Annotated in this window: 16 protein-coding genes and 3 tRNA genes; 13 read left to right on the forward strand and 6 right to left on the reverse strand. The window is 65.6% G+C overall.

Annotated features, from left to right (window positions below):
* The first annotated feature begins 119 nt into the window (after window positions 1–119).
* Window positions 120–1,121, forward strand: a complete 1,002-nt coding sequence (locus CVH10_RS00400; protein ID WP_106487507.1) for an NAD-dependent epimerase — start codon at window positions 120–122, stop codon at window positions 1,119–1,121.
* A gap of 192 nt (window positions 1,122–1,313) precedes the next feature.
* Window positions 1,314–2,171, forward strand: a complete 858-nt coding sequence (locus tag CVH10_RS00405) for a hypothetical protein (RefSeq protein WP_146142891.1) — start codon at window positions 1,314–1,316, stop codon at window positions 2,169–2,171.
* Between the two features lie 48 nt (window positions 2,172–2,219).
* Here the strand turns inward: CVH10_RS00405 and CVH10_RS00410 are convergent, their stop codons facing one another.
* Entirely contained in the window at window positions 2,220–2,681 is a 462-nt protein-coding gene (locus tag CVH10_RS00410) for a DUF3592 domain-containing protein (RefSeq protein ID WP_106487509.1), read from the reverse strand.
* A 13-nt stretch (window positions 2,682–2,694) separates the two neighbouring features.
* Between CVH10_RS00410 and CVH10_RS00415 the strand changes: the two genes are divergently transcribed.
* Together CVH10_RS00415 and CVH10_RS00420 are read left to right on the forward strand one after the other, a co-directional pair.
* Window positions 2,695–3,150, forward strand: a complete 456-nt coding sequence (locus tag CVH10_RS00415) for a TerB family tellurite resistance protein (protein ID WP_106487510.1) — start codon at window positions 2,695–2,697, stop codon at window positions 3,148–3,150.
* A 69-nt stretch (window positions 3,151–3,219) separates the two neighbouring features.
* Window positions 3,220–4,473 (forward strand): FAD-binding oxidoreductase, encoded by a 1,254-nt coding sequence (locus CVH10_RS00420; protein ID WP_106487511.1) that lies wholly within the window; start codon window positions 3,220–3,222, stop codon window positions 4,471–4,473.
* 25 nt (window positions 4,474–4,498) lie between these two features.
* Here CVH10_RS00420 and CVH10_RS00425 read toward each other — a convergent pair whose 3' ends face one another.
* Complete coding sequence (locus CVH10_RS00425; protein WP_035593445.1) at window positions 4,499–4,921, reverse strand: hypothetical protein; 423 nt, start codon at window positions 4,919–4,921, stop codon at window positions 4,499–4,501.
* Window positions 4,922–5,271: 350 nt separating this feature from the next.
* Here CVH10_RS00425 and pyrC point away from each other — a divergent pair, with 350 nt between their 5' ends.
* Window positions 5,272–6,306 carry a dihydroorotase gene (gene pyrC, locus CVH10_RS00430; protein WP_106487512.1) on the forward strand — a complete coding sequence of 345 codons (1,035 nt, stop codon included), beginning with the start codon at window positions 5,272–5,274 and terminating at the stop codon, window positions 6,304–6,306.
* An 88-nt stretch (window positions 6,307–6,394) separates the two neighbouring features.
* On the opposite strand, the gene CVH10_RS00435 is transcribed toward pyrC, so the two are convergent.
* From CVH10_RS00435 to folD, 4 genes are all read right to left on the reverse strand, one after another.
* Entirely contained in the window at window positions 6,395–7,315 is a 921-nt protein-coding gene (locus tag CVH10_RS00435; RefSeq protein ID WP_106487513.1) for an alpha/beta hydrolase, read from the reverse strand.
* A 3-nt stretch (window positions 7,316–7,318) separates the two neighbouring features.
* Window positions 7,319–8,053: a 5'-methylthioadenosine/S-adenosylhomocysteine nucleosidase gene (mtnN, locus tag CVH10_RS00440; RefSeq protein ID WP_035593438.1), complete on the reverse strand. Its 735-nt coding sequence runs from the start codon at window positions 8,051–8,053 to the stop codon at window positions 7,319–7,321.
* A 42-nt stretch (window positions 8,054–8,095) separates the two neighbouring features.
* Window positions 8,096–8,569 carry an S-ribosylhomocysteine lyase gene (locus CVH10_RS00445; RefSeq protein ID WP_035593435.1) on the reverse strand — a complete coding sequence of 158 codons (474 nt, stop codon included), beginning with the start codon at window positions 8,567–8,569 and terminating at the stop codon, window positions 8,096–8,098.
* 128 nt (window positions 8,570–8,697) lie between these two features.
* A complete protein-coding gene (folD, locus tag CVH10_RS00450) occupies window positions 8,698–9,558 on the reverse strand; it encodes a bifunctional methylenetetrahydrofolate dehydrogenase/methenyltetrahydrofolate cyclohydrolase FolD (protein ID WP_035593433.1) in 861 nt (286 codons plus the stop codon).
* A 263-nt stretch (window positions 9,559–9,821) separates the two neighbouring features.
* On the opposite strand from folD, the gene CVH10_RS00455 reads away from it, so the two are divergent.
* The 8 genes from CVH10_RS00455 to CVH10_RS00490 all read left to right on the forward strand — a co-directional run bounded on the left by CVH10_RS00455 (window position 9,822) and on the right by CVH10_RS00490 (window position 17,063).
* Window positions 9,822–9,898: transfer RNA gene (locus tag CVH10_RS00455), tRNA-Pro, on the forward strand.
* A 68-nt stretch (window positions 9,899–9,966) separates the two neighbouring features.
* Window positions 9,967–10,043 (forward strand) — tRNA-Arg (locus CVH10_RS00460).
* Window positions 10,044–10,093: 50 nt separating this feature from the next.
* Window positions 10,094–10,168, forward strand: a tRNA-His gene (locus CVH10_RS00465).
* 306 nt (window positions 10,169–10,474) lie between these two features.
* Window positions 10,475–11,830: a trigger factor gene (gene tig / locus CVH10_RS00470; protein WP_035593431.1), complete on the forward strand. Its 1,356-nt coding sequence runs from the start codon at window positions 10,475–10,477 to the stop codon at window positions 11,828–11,830.
* Between the two features lie 235 nt (window positions 11,831–12,065).
* Window positions 12,066–12,686 (forward strand): ATP-dependent Clp endopeptidase proteolytic subunit ClpP, encoded by a 621-nt coding sequence (gene clpP / locus CVH10_RS00475; protein WP_016855021.1) that lies wholly within the window; start codon window positions 12,066–12,068, stop codon window positions 12,684–12,686.
* Between the two features lie 76 nt (window positions 12,687–12,762).
* Complete coding sequence (clpX, locus tag CVH10_RS00480) at window positions 12,763–14,040, forward strand: ATP-dependent Clp protease ATP-binding subunit ClpX (RefSeq protein WP_035593428.1); 1,278 nt, start codon at window positions 12,763–12,765, stop codon at window positions 14,038–14,040.
* A gap of 164 nt (window positions 14,041–14,204) precedes the next feature.
* Window positions 14,205–16,613, forward strand: a complete 2,409-nt coding sequence (gene lon, locus CVH10_RS00485) for an endopeptidase La (RefSeq protein ID WP_035593426.1) — start codon at window positions 14,205–14,207, stop codon at window positions 16,611–16,613.
* Window positions 16,614–16,790: 177 nt separating this feature from the next.
* A complete protein-coding gene (locus CVH10_RS00490; RefSeq protein WP_016855018.1) occupies window positions 16,791–17,063 on the forward strand; it encodes an HU family DNA-binding protein in 273 nt (90 codons plus the stop codon).
* Window positions 17,064–17,157: the final 94 nt, after the last annotated feature.

Here is a 17,157-nt window from a genome sequence, read left to right on the forward strand (position 1 = left end):
GGTCGTCGCGTGACGGCAGGGGCGGAGTGCTGCGGCCCGTTCTGGCACTGAGGTACAATGCGCGCCACCATAAGGGCCAGCAGTGCCCGTAGAACACGAGCCAGGAGGCGCAGGAGAGCATGAAGGTATTGATCACGGGCGTGGCAGGATTCATCGGTCATGCCGTCGCCCGGAGGCTCTCGGGGCAGGGGCATGAGATCGTCGGTGTCGATAACCTCAACCCCTACTACGACGTGGCGCTCAAGCAGGCTCGGCTGGATGACCTGCAGGACTGCCAGGACGTGCGCTTCATTCGGCTCGAACTTTCCGACCGCGAGGCGGTAGCGACGCTTTTCGAGGCAGAGGGCTTCGAGCGAGTGATTCACCTCGCGGCGCAGCCGGGGGTGCGCTATTCGCTGGAAAACCCCCACGCCTATGCCGATGCCAACCTGATCGGCCACCTCAACGTGCTGGAAGGCTGTCGTCACGGGCGGGTGGGGCATCTCGTGTATGCTTCCTCCAGCTCGGTCTATGGCGCCAACGACAAGGTGCCCTTCGATACCTCTGATAACGTCGATCATCCCATCAGTCTCTATGCGGCCACCAAGAAGGCCAACGAGCTGATGGCGCACACCTACTCCCATCTCTACGACCTGCCAACCACCGGCCTGCGTTTCTTCACGGTCTATGGTCCCTGGGGGCGCCCGGACATGGCCATGTTCAAGTTCACACGCGCTATCCTGGCCGGTGAGCCGATCCAGGTCTTCAACCACGGCGACATGTCACGCGACTTCACCTATATCGACGATATCGTCGAGGGGATCTCGCGCATTCTGGACGAGGTGCCTGAGCGACAGCCTGGCGGCACGACCGAGACGCCCGATATCAGCGACGCGCCCTATGCGCTGTACAATATCGGTCACGGTAGCCCGGTATCGCTGATGGACTTCGTGCATGCGGTGGAAGGTGCCACCGGCCGCGAAGCGATCTGCGATTTCCAGCCCATGCAGCCAGGTGACGTACCGCGTACCTGGGCGGACACCGAGGCCTTGTTCAACCTTACGGGCTATTGCCCTCGGGTCGGCGTCGAAGAGGGTGTGCGTCGTTTCGTGGCCTGGTACCGGGAGTATTACGGGGTGTGATCCACCTCTTTCGACTGACCTCTTCACGTCTCGCCTGATCACGCTGTCATGGGAAAAACCATCATTCTGACGGCATGTTAACAATGTAACCTCGTGTTAACGGCTGTGCCGATCCAGCGGCATGGCGATACGCCGAGGCCGGACGCTTCACGTCAAGAACGCTTCTGACGTCATCAAGCGCTCGGCAGGCGGGTGCCCGAAGAAGAGGTGTTGCCGATGGTTGATAGCGGTGCCACGTCGGCGGTCGTCACCGCGGTCCGGGAGCTCGATGGGGCTCAGGAAGGCCCCGGGCTGCTTGCCCTGACCCCCATGGAGGATGCCTGGAGCAGCGAGATGGTTCTTCCCGGGGTGGTGACCGAGAGGCAGGAGGTGTCGGTGTCGTCCGGCGGCTGGCAGTACCTGTTGCGTTGCCTGGACCCCGTGCCGCCTGGTTGGCCCCGCTCGAGGTCGCACAAGGCGCCGCTTGTGGTCAAACGACTGGTCATGGCGGTCGGCATGCGGCCCCCCGCGCGCGTGGCGCAGAAGGGCTGGTTATTGCTCAGCTGCCCGCAGGAACGGGAGCGTATCGCCGAGCTTGTGCTGACGCCCGGCGGCCGGCATTTCCTGAACCATGCCCTGCATGCCCATCGGGCCAGGTTTTCCCCTGACTTCGGCGCCGAGCTGCGTTGCCTGCTCTCCCGGTCCGGTGTGTCGTCGCCAGAGGTGCTGTTCGGCCCGGAAGCGCTGATGCAGGTGTACGGCCTGAGGAAGGCCCGCTATATCGATGTGCTGACCAAGGCGCCGGTCTCGCTGACGGGAGGACCGCTCCGGGTCATCGCCTCGGATGAGTTCGAACACTTCTGTGCCGATCGCACACGGCTCCTCGAGGATTCCCGGCATCATGTCGTATCGGATGGCTTGGCGTTCGTGTCTTTCGATACGGCTCGTGCGTTCAAGCGGCATCGCGGAAGCTGGCGCGACCGCAACGATCTGAGCATGATGCAGGCCCTGGAGCGGCGCTATCGCTGGCGGCTGCACCTGGCCAGCCTGGTCGGCCGGATGCTGCCGTGACGTTCGTCGCCAGCCTGGGCTTGTCTGCATCAGGTGTCGATGCCGAGCTCACCACCATACCCACAGCGCCCCAATCGCCGCCACGCCCAGAAACGCTGCCAGCCCAAGCCGGGCCGTGGGCTGGCGCTGTTCGCCGTGCTGCGTCAGCTCGGGCCGCATGGGGTCGTAGCGAACGGTCAAGCGGCTGCCCGGTGGCGTTCGGGAGAAAAACGCTTCGGCGGCTTCCCGGCTCGTGAAGTCGGGAACGCCGTCGAACTGGCCGTTGTCAGAGCGATATTCGTTCCCCTCGACCTCGAAGCGGTAGTGGAGGCGGGCGAGGAAGCGCCTGGGATGCTCGTCACGGTCGGCGCGGCGGTGATGGTCGTCGACGACCTGCACCTCGGTGCGTTCGACCGTCGCCAGTGCCGTGGGCCAGCGATTCACGCTGCGTCGTTGCCAGGCGCCGCGTGCGGCCAGGGCGGCGCCCAGCCCGCAGGCCAGGGCGACGAGGAGGGGAATCATGTTCGGCATGTCGGGAGTTCCTATGATCCAGTCCTTGCAACGGCTCTTTCAGGACATGATGGCGCCGGCGTCGTCGTCTGAACAGGCCGAGCCCGGCCAGGCGCTGGCGGCGGCGGTGCTGCTGTGCGAGGTGATCCGCGCGGATTATCGCCTGGAAGAGGCCGAGCTCGAGCATCTCGCGGTGATTCTCGCCGCTCGCTTCGGGCTTCCCGGCGAGGAGGCGCAGGCGCTGGTGCGCCAGGCCTGCGACGAGACGGAGTCGGCGGTGGACCACCATCGCTTCCTGCGCGCGGTGCGCGATGGCTGCGACTACGACCAGCGGGTCGCGCTGGTTCGCGAGATGTGGTCGCTGGCGCTGGTCGACGGCGACAAGCATCCCCTCGAGGAGCACCGCATTCGTCGCCTGGCCGAGCTGCTGCACGTCGGCCACGGCGACTTCATCCGTGCCCGCATCGAGGCGGAAGGCGGCGACACTTGAGGCCATGCTTGCGATGCTCCTGCGCTCTTGGGGATGATGGGGTCACAGCATCGACAAGGGAATGAACGGATGAGCAGCGGCACCATCGTACTGGGAGCGGGCATGGTCGGCGTGTCGGTGGCCTGGCATCTGGCCCGGCGGGGGCAGGTCGTGACCCTGGTGGACCGGCGCGCCCCCGGGCGCGAGACCTCGTTCGGCAACGCCGGCATCATCCAGCGCGAGGCGGTGCGGCCCTATCCCTTCCCGCGGGATCTCGCCACCCTGTGGCGCGTGCTGCCCAATCGCCAGGTGGATATCCGCTATCGGCCCGGCGGCATGCTCGAGGCGGCCGGCCCCCTCTGGCAGTACTGGAAACACTCCGCCCCCGATCGATATCGGCGGATCGTGCCTGAATATGCGTCGCTGATCGAGCGCTGCCTGGATGCCCACGGGGCGATGATCGAGGCCGCCGGCGCCGAGTCGCTGGTGCGCCGCGAGGGCTGGCTCGAGGTATATCGTCATCGCTCCGCGCTCCAGGCACGTCTCGCCGAAGCCGAAGAGAACGCGGAACGGTTCGGTGTCCGCTATCGGGCCCTCGATGCCGAGTCGCTGGCCGCCATGGAGCCGAGTCTGGGAAACGATGTGAACGACGGGCTGGCGGGGGCGATTCATTGGCTGGATCCGTGGACGGTAGCCGATCCCGGCGCGCTGGTTTCGGCCTATGCCGAGGCGTTCGAGCGCGAGGGCGGGCGCATCGTCCGGGCGGAGGTCGAGACGCTGTCGACGGGGGGCGGCGGCTGGCAGGTGGGCATCGGGAGCGAGACGCTGTCGGCCGAATCGGTGGTGCTGGCGCTCGGCCCCTGGTCGCGCCGGTGGCTGTCGCGCCTCGGGGTGTCGCTGCCGCTTTTTCCCAAGCGCGGCTATCACATGCATTACGCCAGTCGAGGCGAGGCGCGGCTGCATCACTGGGTGATGGACGCGGAGGTCGGCTATCTGCTGGCGCCGATGCGGGCCGGCATCCGCCTGACCACCGGTGCCGAGCTCGAGCGCCTGGAGGCGCCGCCGCATCTCGATCAGCTGGCCGCCGCGGAGGCCAGCGCGCGTCGTCTGTATCCGCTCGGTGAGCGGCTCGACGCCGAGCCCTGGAAGGGCGCAAGGCCCTGCACGCCGGACATGAAGCCGGTGATCGGGCCGGTGGATGGGCAGGCGGGGCTGTGGTGCGCCTTCGGTCATGGCCACCAGGGCTTCACCCTGGGGCCGGCGACCGGCCAGCTGCTGGCGCAGATGATGGCGGGGGAGGCGCCGGCGATCGACATGCGGCCCTTCCGGGTCGACCGCTTCTGAACCGGCCGGGGGAGGGAGCGCTTGGCTAGCGGGCCTTGCGCTTCTCCTTGATCATGTGAATCAGCAGCTTGACCGCCAGGGTGAAGATGAACACCAGCCAGCCGGCGGTCGCCAGCACGTTGAACAGCAGCATCTTCTGAATGCCGTCGATGGGCGTGATGAGATGCTCGATCAGGATGGCGATCAAGAACGCCAGGCCCAGGGGCAGGGCGAGGATGTGCATCCACATCTCGGTGCGTCGCTTGCGCACGTGGTAGCGGCTCAGCAGTACGCGAATCGGGCGGTGCACGAAGCTGATCATGATGAGGCTGCCCGCGATCAGCAGCGCCGCCATGGTGGGCTCGATGTTGTCGATGTACACCGAGTAGCTCACCGACCAGTAGACCAGCAGCCACATCAGGCCGGCCAGAATGGCGACGAGGTCGGCGTAGTGACGAACCTTCGGCATGTTCTCTCCCAGGAAACTGTCGGACGTGTCGCGGATCCGCCATGAGCCCGGCCTCTTGGCCAAGGCCGCCCGACGTGACGCGGGCAGTCGCGCGACTCACGTCCGCGGGTCGCGGCGAAGGCTCGACAGGCCTGGCAGGATCGGCGCCTATGATACGGCATCGCGGCGGGCCGGCGCACCCGCGTTCGTCAGCGGGGCCGGCCGCCGGGCAGGGCGATGGCGCATTGCCTCTCACATCCTGCGCCTCTCACATCCCGCATCCCGCCTTGGAGGCCGCTTCCTGTATACTGCCGCCAGCGCCGGGCCTTGCGGCCCCTTTCATCCCCGGAATCGCCGAGACAGGATAGATCGTGACCTCCTTGACCCTGACCCGCCCCGACGATTGGCATCTTCACCTGCGCGATGGCGCAGTGCTGGATGCCGTGGTCCCTGCCAGTGCCCGGCAGATGGGCCGTGCCATCATCATGCCCAACCTCAAGCCGCCGGTGACCACCACCGAGCAGGCGCTGGCCTATCGCGAGCGCATCCTCGCGGCGGTGCCGGCGGGGCTCGACTTCGAGCCGCTGATGACGCTCTACCTCACCGATCGGACCACGGCCGAGGAGATCGAGCGTGCCCATGCCTCCGGGCTGGTGCAGGCGGTCAAGCTGTATCCGGCGGGGGCCACCACCAACTCCGATTCCGGCGTGACCGACCTGGCGAACTGCGATGCGGCCATCGCGGCCATGGCGCGGCTGGGCATGCCGCTGCTGGTGCACGGCGAGGTGACCGACGCCGAGATCGACATCTTCGATCGCGAGGCGACGTTCATCGAGCGGGTGATGAAGCCGCTGCTGGCGCGTCACCCGTCGCTCAAGGTGGTCTTCGAGCACATCACCACCGCCGACGCGGCGGCCTTCGTGGCCGAGTCACCGGCCAACGTGGCGGCCACCATCACCGCCCATCACCTGCTGTTCAACCGCAACCAGATGCTGGTCGGCGGCATCAAGCCCCACTACTACTGCCTGCCGATCCTCAAGCGCGAGCGCCATCGTCAGGCGCTGATCGAGGCGGCCACCTCGGGCAGCGGCAAGTTCTTCCTCGGCACCGACAGCGCGCCCCACGCCAAGGGCGACAAGGAAAGTGCCTGCGGCTGTGCCGGCGCCTACACCGCGCCGCACGCCCTGGAGCTCTACGCCACGGCCTTCGAGCAGGTCGGTGCGCTGGATCGTCTGGAAGGCTTCGCCAGCCACCATGGGCCCGACTTCTACGGCCTGCCGCGCAACACCGGCACCGTGACCCTGGTGCGCGAGGACTGGACGCTGCCGGAAAGCCTGCCCTATCCCGACGGCCAGGTCATCGTGCCGCTGCAGGCCGGCGAGACGCTGGGCTGGAAGCTGAGCTGACAAGCGTCGTGCGTTGATGGACAAGAACCCTTCGAAGGTCCCCGCCTTCGGGGGGGGGATTTTGTTTCAGGCGCTTTCACGCTGCCGCTCATTCTTCCGTCGAGAGCTGCTCATCGAGGAAGGCCAGGGCGGCGTCCATGGCGTCGTCACGGGTCAGGAAGGCAGTGATATGGCCGCGCCATGTCTGCAGGTAAAGCTCGGCGGGAACGCCGGCGGCGTCGAGGTGACGATACATGTCGGTGGCGTGGTCCACGGGGACCAGGCTGTCCCGATCGCCGTGGAACAGGAAGTGGGGCGGCGTCAGCGGGCCGACCTGGCGGGCGGGGGAGGCCAGGCGATAGGCGCGGGGCTTCTCGGCACGGGTGCCGCCGATGAATTCCCTGACCAGGCGGCCGTCGTCGAACTTCATCAGGTCGCTGGGCAGGCCGCCTGCCACCACGGCGGCCAGGCGTGTCCTCTCTCCGCCATGAGGGCGGTCGAGTGGGGAGCCGGGTTGCTGTACCGCGAGCAGGCTGACGAGGTGGGCGCCGCTGGAATAGCCCACGCCGACGATGCGGTCGGTGTCGATGCGCCAGGCGTCGGCATTGTCATGCAGCCAGGTCATGGCGACCTGCAGGTCGTGCAGCTGGGCGGGAAAGCGGTGGTCGGGGGCGAAGCGATAGGCGATGTTGGCGACCACGTAGCCGCGGGCGGCCAGTCGCTCGGCGATCGGCGTCATGTCGTCGGGGGAGCGCCGCTGCCAGCCGCCGCCGTGGACGACCAGCGCCGCCGGGCGACGGGCGTCGCGCGGCGTGTCCGGCAGATATACCCGGGCGGTCAGCGGGGCGGGCCAGTCCGGCGGCGTGTAGACGCTTTCGGGAAGCCGCCGGAAGCTGGTCTCGGCGTTGGCGGGGTTGTCCAGGGCCTCGATGGCGGGGATGCCATCGGTGCTGCGCTGGCTGGCGCAGCCACCGAACAGCAGGGGCAGGCACAGGGCCAGCCCCAGCAGGCGGAAGCGGCGCCCGGGCACGCGTCAGTCCTCGACGGCGACGCTCGCGGTCGCCGGCTCGGCGAGCCTGGCCACCATGGCGGTGACCATGCGCGTCGAGTGATCGGCGGCCTTGTCGAGGAACTCCTCGAAGGAAAGATGGTTGTCGCCGCCGCCGGCGATGTCGGACAGCGCACGGATCACCACGAAGGGGCAGCCGTAGAGATGGCAGGTCTGGGCGATGGCCGCGGCCTCCATCTCGGCGGCGAGCATGGTGGGGAAGCGTGAGCGCGTGGTCGCCACCAGCTCGGGGCAGGCCATGAAGACGTCGCCGGTGGCGATCAGCCCTTCGACCACGTTGACCTCGTTCATCGCCTCGATGCATTCCCGGGCCACTGTCACCAGCCGCGTGTCGGGCAGATAGGCGGCCGGCATCTGCGGCACCTGGCCATGTTCATAGCCGAACACCACGGCGTCTACGTCGTGGTGGCGCACCTCGCTGGAGACCACCACGTCACCGATCTCGAGCCCTTCGCCGAAGCCGCCGGCGGAGCCGGTATTGATGATCGCTTCCGGCTGGTACATGTCCATCAGCAGGGTGGTGCCGATGGCGGCGTTCACCTTGCCGATTCCGGACTGCAGGATCACCACCTCGACGCCGTGCAGGCGGCCGTGATGGAAGGTGGAGCCGACGTGGGTGCGGGTCTCGCGATCCTCGAGCATGTCCGCCAGTCGAGCGACTTCCTGGGCCATGGCGCCGATGATGCCGATGCGTTTCATCTATCCGGTGTCTCCGCGAAGTGAGGTGTCAGAAGGAGGGGGTCAGGCGTCTTCGCCGAAGACCTGGGCCCACTCGTCACGCTTGGCGAGAAAGCCGCGGGCGATGTTCTTGGCGCCCTCGAGGCTGTGGCTGGCGGCCCAGCCGCACTGCATCTCGTTGCAGGCGGGGACTTCGCTGGCCTCCAGCACGTCCTCGAGAGTCTTCTCGATCAGCGTCAGGATGCCCTCGTAGTCGTCATGGTTGATCATCGCCCAGTAGAAGCCGGTCTGGCAGCCCATGGGGCTGATGTCGACGACCTTGTCGGTATGGTTGCGCGACATCTCGGCCATCAGGTGCTCGAGGGAGTGCAGGCCGGGCATGGCCATGTGGTCCTGATTGGGCTGACAGATGCGCATGTCGTACTTGGTGATCTCGTCGCCGTGCTGGCCAACGGTGACGCCGGCCAGACGGACGTAGGGCGCCTTGACCTTGGTGTGGTCGAGATTGAAGCTTTCGACGTTCATCTTGTCGCTCATCGGGCGGACCTCGCGAGTCGGTGGAAATCAGCGGCACATCTTAACGAAATCGGGCCACGGGTGCACGGCAGTCGCCGGTCTCCGTGGCCCTGTTGGCGGTGTTGCCGGGGTCTGACCCCAAGAGGGAGTTAGGCTTGAGCGTCGTGCATCTCGGCGGCGAGCAGGGTGTTCTCGAGTAGCGAGGCCACGGTCATCGGCCCCACGCCGCCGGGGACCGGCGTGATGTAACTGGCACGGGCGGCGGCGGGCTCGAACTCCACGTCGCCGATCAGGCGGCCATCGTCCTGGCGGTTGATGCCCACGTCGATGACGATGGCGTCGTCACGGACCCATTCGCCCTTGACCAGCCCCGGCACGCCGACGGCGACCACCAGCAGCTCGGCGCGACGCACGTGCTCCTCGAGGTTGCGGGTGAAGCGGTGGCAGACGGTCGTGGTGCAGCCGGCCAGCATCAGTTCCATGGCCATGGGGCGGCCCACGATGTTGGAGGCGCCGACCACGGTGGCATCCAGGCCGCGCACGTCCACGCCGGTGTCCTGCAGCAGGGTGATGATGCCCTTGGGCGTGCAGGGACGCAGCAGCGGCAGGCGCTGGGCGAGCCGACCCAGGTTATAGGGGTGGAAGCCGTCGACGTCCTTGTGGGGGAGGATGCGCTCGAGGATCGGGCGCGAATCGAGGTGGTCGGGCAGCGGCAGCTGGACCAGAATGCCATCGACGCTCGTGTCGGCGTTGAGGCGATCGACCAGATCCTCGAGCTCGGCCTGGGAGGTCTCGGCGGGCAGCTCGTACTTGATCGACTGGATGCCGGCTTCCTCGCAGGCGCGCTGCTTGTTGCGCACGTAGACGGCGGATGCCGGGTCTTGCCCCACCAGCACGACGGCGAGCCCGGGGACCCGTGCTCCGGCCTCGCGGCGTGCCTGCACCTGGCGTGCGACCTGCTGGCGGACTCGGGCAGCAATGGACTTGCCATCGATCAGTTGGGCGGACATCGAGTTTCCCTCTGGGTGAAAAGAAGACGGTGAGAAAAAGAGCGGCGATTTTCGCATGAGCCGGCGTTCAGGCAAAGCGATCTCGGGGGCCGGCCGCGGGGCAGGGCGGTCATGGGGAGCAGGCGGGCGGAGATGAAGACAAAGGAGGATCGGCTAACATCCTGATCAAAGGGCATTGTGGCTTGACGAGCGCGGAGAGATCCGTAAAATACGCAGCGCTCGATGAGGCCCCTGCGGCGGCGTCGAGGCCGTGCAAGAGCCGGCGGGGTGTAGCGCAGTCTGGTAGCGCGCCTGCTTTGGGAGCAGGATGTCGGGGGTTCAAATCCCTCCACCCCGACCACAAGCTGTTGATTGAATAGAAAAAAGTTCAATTTTCTGCTTGCGGTAAGATGCTCGGGAACGTAGAATGCGCCCATAGCTCAACCGGATAGAGCAACGGCCTTCTAAGCCGTAGGTTGCAGGTTCGAGTCCTGCTGGGCGTGCCAGTCCAGATGGCGTCTTAGCGGTCTCGTGTCGGTCGAGCGAAATCGAAATGGTGGATGTAGCTCAGTGGTAGAGCCCCGGATTGTGGCTCCGGTGGTCGTGGGTTCGATCCCCATCATCCACCCCATTGCCTTCCTTCTTCTTTGTTTTTCAGTGATCTCCCGTCGTTATCGTTTCGTGACGCTGCCATCCATTTCGGGGTGGGCGGCGATGTTGTCGTTTCCGGCAGCTGCGATTGCCGCGTCCGGTCGGACCAGGGCACGGAGAATCGACGATATCCCCTTGTCTAATCGGGTGATCGCCCCCATAACTTCGTGCATGGCGCTTGCCACTGCTGGGCGGGATTCATAGAATCCTTGCCCTTGAATGTTTCAACGCTCTTCACGCAGCGCTTTTTCACACACTGAACGCCCCAGTCGGCAGAGGACAATTCATGCAAGTTTCCGTCGATACGACCTCCCAGATTGAACGCCGCGTCACGGTTCAGGTGCCGGCCGCCGAAATCGACGATGCCGTTGCCGCTCGCCTCAAGGACGCCGCCAAGAACGTGCGCCTGGATGGTTTTCGTCAGGGCAAGGTGCCGATGTCCGTGATCCGTCAGCGCTATGGTCGCGGCGTGCGCGACGAGGTGGTCGGCGAGGTGATGCGCGAGCGTTACGTCAAGGCCATCACCGACGAGAGCCTCAACCCGGCCGGTAACCCGCAGATCGAAGCCCACGTCAACGAGGCGGGCAAGGACCTCGAGTTCACCGCGACCCTGGAGGTCTACCCGGAAATCGAGCTGGCTTCCATCGAGGGCACCGAGGTCGAGCGTCCGGTGGTCCAGGTCACCGACGCCGACGTCGACGAGATGATCGAGACCCTGCGCAAGCAGAACGCCGCCTGGGAAGAGGTGGAGCGTGCTGCCGAGGACGGCGATCAGGTCAACATCGACTTCCAGGGCTACCTGGGTGACGAGCCGTTCGAAGGCGGCAGCGCCGAGGGTCACGACCTGGTGATCGGTTCCGGCAGCTTCATCCCCGGCTTCGAAGAGCAGCTGATCGGCGCCAAGGCCGGTGAGGAAAAGGAGCTCAAGGTCACCTTCCCCGAGGACTACCAGGCCGAGCAGCTGGCCGGTCAGGAAGCGACCTTCAAGGTCAAGGTCAACGGCGTCAAGGCCCAGGCCCTGCCCGAGATCGATGCGGCCTTCGTCGAGAAGTTCGGCGTCGAAGACGGTGATCTGGCCAAGTTCCGTGACGAGATCACCAAGAACATGACCCGCGAGGCCAGCCAGGCCGTCGACAATCGCGTCAAACAGCAGGTCCTCGAGGCGCTCAAGCAGGCCAACGAGATTCCGGTGCCGCAGGCCCTGATCCAGCAGGAGACCGATGGTCTCAAGCGTCAGGCCGCTCAGCAGTTCGGCCTCGGCGAGGACTTCGACGTCAGCCAGCTGCCGGACGAGCTGTTCGCCGAGCAGGCCAAGAGCCGCGTGCAGATCGGCCTTCTGCTGGCCGAAGTGATCAAGGTCAACGAGCTCGACGTCTCCGACGACGAGATCAAGGCCAAGGTCGAGGAGCTGGCTCAGCAGTACCAGGAGCCTCAGCAGGTCGTCGACTACTACATGGGCAACGACCAGATGAAGGATCAGGTCAAGTCCGCGGTCCTCGAGGAGAAGGCCGTCGACGTGCTGCTTGGCCAGGCCGGCGTCAAGGACGTCGAGATGAGCTACCAGGATGCGCTGGCCGCCGCCCAGCAGCAGGGTGGCCAGGCCGACGACGAAGAGGCCGACGAGGCCGAAGCCCAGGCCTGATGGCCGCTTTCACCCTTCCGCCCGCCGCGGGCGGAAGGGTGGACGTCCTGCCGGGATGTCGCTGATCGGCGGTGACGCATGGCGTTTTTCGCCATCGGCGAGGCGCGGCGTTGAATAGTGCGCTATTCACCCCCACCTTTCCCTGAGGTATGAAAACTCCGTGACCCTCGCGAGATCAGCCCAGCCCGGCGGGCTACTGGTGTCGCCCCCACACATCGGACGCAAGGACATCACCATGAGCAACGAGTTCGATACCCAATCCGCCGGCGGCCTGGTGCCGATGGTGGTCGAACAGAGCGCACGCGGCGAGCGGGCCTACGACATCTACTCCCGCCTGCTCAAGGAGCGCGTGATCTTCCTGGTGGGGCCGGTCGAGGACTACACGGCCAACCTGCTGGTGGCACAGATGCTGTTCCTGGAGTCCGAGAACCCGGACAAGGACATCCATCTGTACATCAATTCGCCGGGTGGCTCCGTCACCGCGGGGATGTCGATCTACGACACCATGCAGTTCATCAAGCCCGACGTCTCCACCGTGTGCATCGGTCAGGCGGCGAGCATGGGTGCGCTGCTGCTGGCCGGCGGCGCGGCGGGCAAGCGCTACTGCCTGCCCAACTCGCGGATGATGATCCACCAGCCGCTGGGCGGCTACCAGGGTCAGGCCTCGGACATCGAGATCCACACCCGCGAGATCCTCGGTATTCGCGAGAAGCTCAACCAGATCCTGGCCGATCATACCGGTCAGGACTTCGAGACGATCGCCCGGGATACCGACCGCGACAACTTCATGAGCGGTCCTCAGGCGGCGGAATATGGCCTGATCGACGCCGTGCTGGATAAGCGGCCGACATCCTGATAGCGTGAAATCAACCACGCTGTGATTACGTGATTCCCGGCGGCCCACGGGCCGCCGCTGCGAGAGAGGTACGCGAATGGCCGACGGCAAAGGCAAGGACGAAGGCGGCAAGCTGCTGTACTGCTCGTTCTGCGGCAAGAACCAGAACGAAGTGCGCAAGCTGATTGCCGGCCCGTCCGTCTATATCTGCGATGAGTGTGTCGATCTGTGCAACGACATCATTCGCGAGGAGGTGCTCGATGCCGATGCCGAGAGCGACGAGGAGCGTCTGCCTGCCCCCCGCGAGATTCGTCACACCCTCGACGACTACGTGATCGGCCAGGACCGCGCCAAGATGGTGCTGTCGGTGGCGGTCTACAACCACTACAAGCGGCTGCGCTATGCGTCCAAGGACGAAGTGGAGCTCGGCAAGTCGAACATCCTGCTGATCGGCCCGACCGGTAGTGGCAAGACGCTGCTGGCCGAGACGCTGGCGCGGCTGCTCAACGTGCCGTTCACCATCGCCGATGCCACCACGCTCACCGAGGCGGGCTACGTCGGCGAGGATGTCGAGAACATCATCCAGAAGCTGCTGCAGAAGTGCGACTACGATGTGGACAAGGCCCAGCGCGGCATCGTCTACATCGACGAGATCGACAAGATCTCGCGCAAGTCGGACAACCCGTCCATCACCCGGGACGTCTCCGGTGAGGGCGTGCAGCAGGCGCTGCTCAAGCTGATCGAGGGCACTACCGCCTCGGTGCCGCCCCAGGGTGGTCGCAAGCATCCGCAGCAGGAGTTCGTCCAGGTCGACACCACCAACATGCTGTTCATCGTCGGCGGTGCCTTCGCCGGCCTCGACAAGGTCATCCGTGACCGCGCCGAGAAGGGCGGCATCGGCTTCAACGCCGAGGTGAAGAGCAAGGACGAGACCAAGGGTGTCGGCGACCTGCTGATGGACGTGGAGCCCGAGGATCTGGTCAAGTTCGGCCTGATTCCCGAGTTCGTCGGCCGTCTGCCGGTGATCGCGACCCTGACCGAGCTCACCGAGGATGCGCTGATCCAGATCCTCACCGAGCCGAAGAACTCGCTGATCAAGCAGTACGCCCGGCTGTTCGAGATGGAGAACGTCGAGCTCGACTTCCGCGAGGACGCGCTGCGTGCGGTGGCTCACAAGGCCATGGAGCGCAAGACCGGGGCGCGCGGCCTGCGCTCGATCCTCGAGTCGGTGCTGCTCGACACCATGTACGAGATTCCTTCCCTGGAAGGCGTCTCCAAGGTGGTGATCGATGCGTCCGTCATCGCCGGCGAAAGCGAGCCGCTGCTGATCTACTCCCAGCAGGAATCGCAGAAGGTCGACGGCACCGACGGCTGAGACGCCCGTCTCGCGCCGGTGCGCTGCCCGCGATCGGGCCGCGTCGACCCAAGGGCCGCCTCGGCGGCCCTTTTCTTTGCGCCGTCATTGCCTTGGCCTTGCAATGCCGCGTCATCGCCCCCATTCCTTGGGTATCTCCACTGATCGTTTGAGGAAGGTCTGCGATGCAGCAGAACGCCGAACAGACCCTGAGTCTGCCCCTTTTGCCGCTGCGGGACGTGGTCGTCTACCCGCAGATGGTCATCCCGCTGTTCGTCGGCCGTGAAAAGTCCATCCAGGCCCTGGAAGCCGCCATGGAGGCCGACAAGCGCGTGCTGCTGGTGGCGCAGCGTGAGGCCAGCAAGGACGATCCGGATAACGAGGACCTGTTCGCCATCGGCACCGTGGCCGAGATCATGCAGCTGCTCAAGCTGCCCGACGGTACCGTCAAGGTGCTGATCGAGGGCGAGTCCCGGGCCGACATCCAGGACATCCTGTCCGTCGACGACGGCTACAGCCGCGCCGAGGTGGTGCTGCGCGACAGCGAACCGCTGTCCGAGCGCGAGCAGGATGCCCTGGTGCGCGTGCTGCTCAACCAGTTCGAGCAGTACGTCAAGATGTCCAAGAAGGTGCCCAACGAGGTGCTCAACTCGCTGTCGGGCATCGAGGATCCGAGCCGGTTGGTGGACACCATCTGCGCCCACCTGTCGCTGAAGATCGACGACAAGCAGCAGCTGCTCGAGATGGATCGCGTGCGCGACCGCATCGAACATCTGATGGCGCTGATCGAGTCCGAGATCGACCTGCTGCAGGTGGAAAAGCGCATTCGCTCGCGGGTCAAGGACCAGATGGAAAAGTCCCAGCGCGAGTATTATCTGAACGAGCAGATGAAGGCCATCCAGAAGGAGATGGGCGAGCTCGAGAATGCGCCCAACGAGGCCGACAAGTACGAGCAGGCCATCGAGGCGTCCGGGATGCCCAAGGACGCCGCCGAGAAGGCGCGTCAGGAGCTCGGCAAGCTGCGCATGATGACGCCGTCCTCCGCCGAGGCCACGGTGGTGCGCTCCTATCTGGACTGGCTGATCGCGGTGCCGTGGAAGAAGCGCACCCGGGTGCGCCATGACCTGGCTCACGCCCAGAAGGTGCTGGACGAGGATCACTACGGCCTCGAGGAGGTCAAGGAGCGCATCCTCGAATACCTGGCCGTGCACAAGCGGGTCAAGAAGCTCAAGGGCCCGGTGCTGTGCCTGGTCGGCCCGCCCGGCGTCGGCAAGACCTCGCTGGGTCGCTCCATCGCCCGCGCCACCAACCGCAAGTACGTGCGCCTGGCCCTCGGCGGGGTGCGTGACGAGTCCGAGATTCGTGGCCACCGCCGCACCTACATCGGCTCGCTGCCCGGCAAGCCGATCCAGCGCATGAGCAAGGCCGGGGTCAAGAACCCGCTGTTCCTGCTCGACGAGGTCGACAAGGTGGGCATGGACCACCGCGGCGACCCGTCCTCGGCGCTGCTCGAGGTACTCGACCCGGAGCAGAACGACAAGTTCAGCGACCATTACCTGGAGCTGGACTACGACCTGTCCGAGACCCTGTTCATCTGTACCGCCAACTCGATGAACATCCCCGGCCCGCTGCTCGACCGCATGGAAGTGATTCGTCTGCCCGGCTACACCGAGGACGAGAAGCTCGCCATCGCCAAGCGCTATCTGGTGCCCAAGCAGCTCAAGGCCAACGGCTTCAAGGACGACGAGCTCGGCTTCGCCGACGAGGCCCTGCTGGAGCTGATTCGCTACTACAGCCGCGAGGCCGGCGTGCGCGAGCTCGAGCGCCAGATCGCCAAGGTCTGCCGCAAGGTGCTGCGCGAGCGCATCGAGAAGGAAGGCAAGGAAGGCGCCCAGGCGCCGGCCATCCTCGCTGCCGCCGACATCGAGGCCTATGCCGGCGTGCGTCGCTACAGCTACGGTCTGGCCGACCAGGAGGACCAGGTGGGTCGCGTCACCGGCCTGGCCTGGACCTCGGTGGGCGGCGAGCTGCTCAACATCGAGTCGGTGGTGACGCCCGGCAAGGGGCGCATCAACAAGACCGGCTCGCTGGGCGACGTGATGAAGGAGTCCGTGAGTGCCGCCCAGACCGTGGTGCGGGCGCGGGCGGAAAGCTTCGGCATCGATCCCGAACGGTTCGAGAAGGAAGACCTGCACATCCACGTGCCGGAGGGCGCCACGCCGAAGGACGGCCCGAGCGCCGGCGTCGCCATGGTCACGGCGATGATCTCGGCCTACACCGGCCGCCCGGTTCGCTGCGACGTGGCCATGACTGGCGAGGTCAACCTGCGCGGCGAGGTGATGCCGATCGGCGGGCTCAAGGAGAAATTGCTGGCCGCCAGGCGCGGTGGTATAAAGACCGTGCTTATTCCTGAAGAGAACCGCCGCGACCTGAAAGAGGTCCCGGACAACATCAAGCAGGCACTCGACATCCGGCCCGTGCGTTGGATCGACGAAGTTCTCGAGACCGCCCTGGGTGAAAAAACCGGTGGCCAGGATGAAGAATCTCGAGCGGAAGACAAGGCCTCTTCTCACTCGATGATCAGTACACACTGACGACATTTTTTCCTGCTTGCCGGGGTGAAAACCCCGGCATGACGGGGATTGTCAGGGAAGGTTGCTTGACACGTCTTTCATCGCATTGCTATAAACTATCGCCATGCTGTGATCGCGTCAGTCAGCCGTAAGTCTCGCCGATTAGAGCCAATTTACGTAACAGTCAAGGGGTGAAGTGTGAACAAGTCCGAGCTGATCGAAGCCATTGCTGCGTCTGCCGATATTCCCAAGGCAGCCGCTTCCCGTGCGCTGGACGCCATGGTCGACGCCGTGGCTGACAGCCTGAAGAAGGGCGACAGCGTCTCCCTGGTGGGTTTTGGCACCTTCACCGTCAAGGAGCGGGCCGCGCGTACCGGCCGTAACCCGCAGACCGGTGAGCCGATCGAGATCAGCGCCGCCAAGGTGCCGAGCTTCAAGGCCGGCAAGGCGCTCAAGGATTCCGTCAACTAAGGACACGGCCTTGCCGTCTTCCTGACCGACGTTTCCCTACAGGCGCACCGCTGTCGCGGTGCGCCTGTTTCGTTTTCGGAGCCCCGCAGGCGCC

This window comes from Halomonas sp. ND22Bw (genome assembly GCF_003011945.1).
Classification (GTDB): domain Bacteria; phylum Pseudomonadota; class Gammaproteobacteria; order Pseudomonadales; family Halomonadaceae; genus Halomonas; species Halomonas halophila.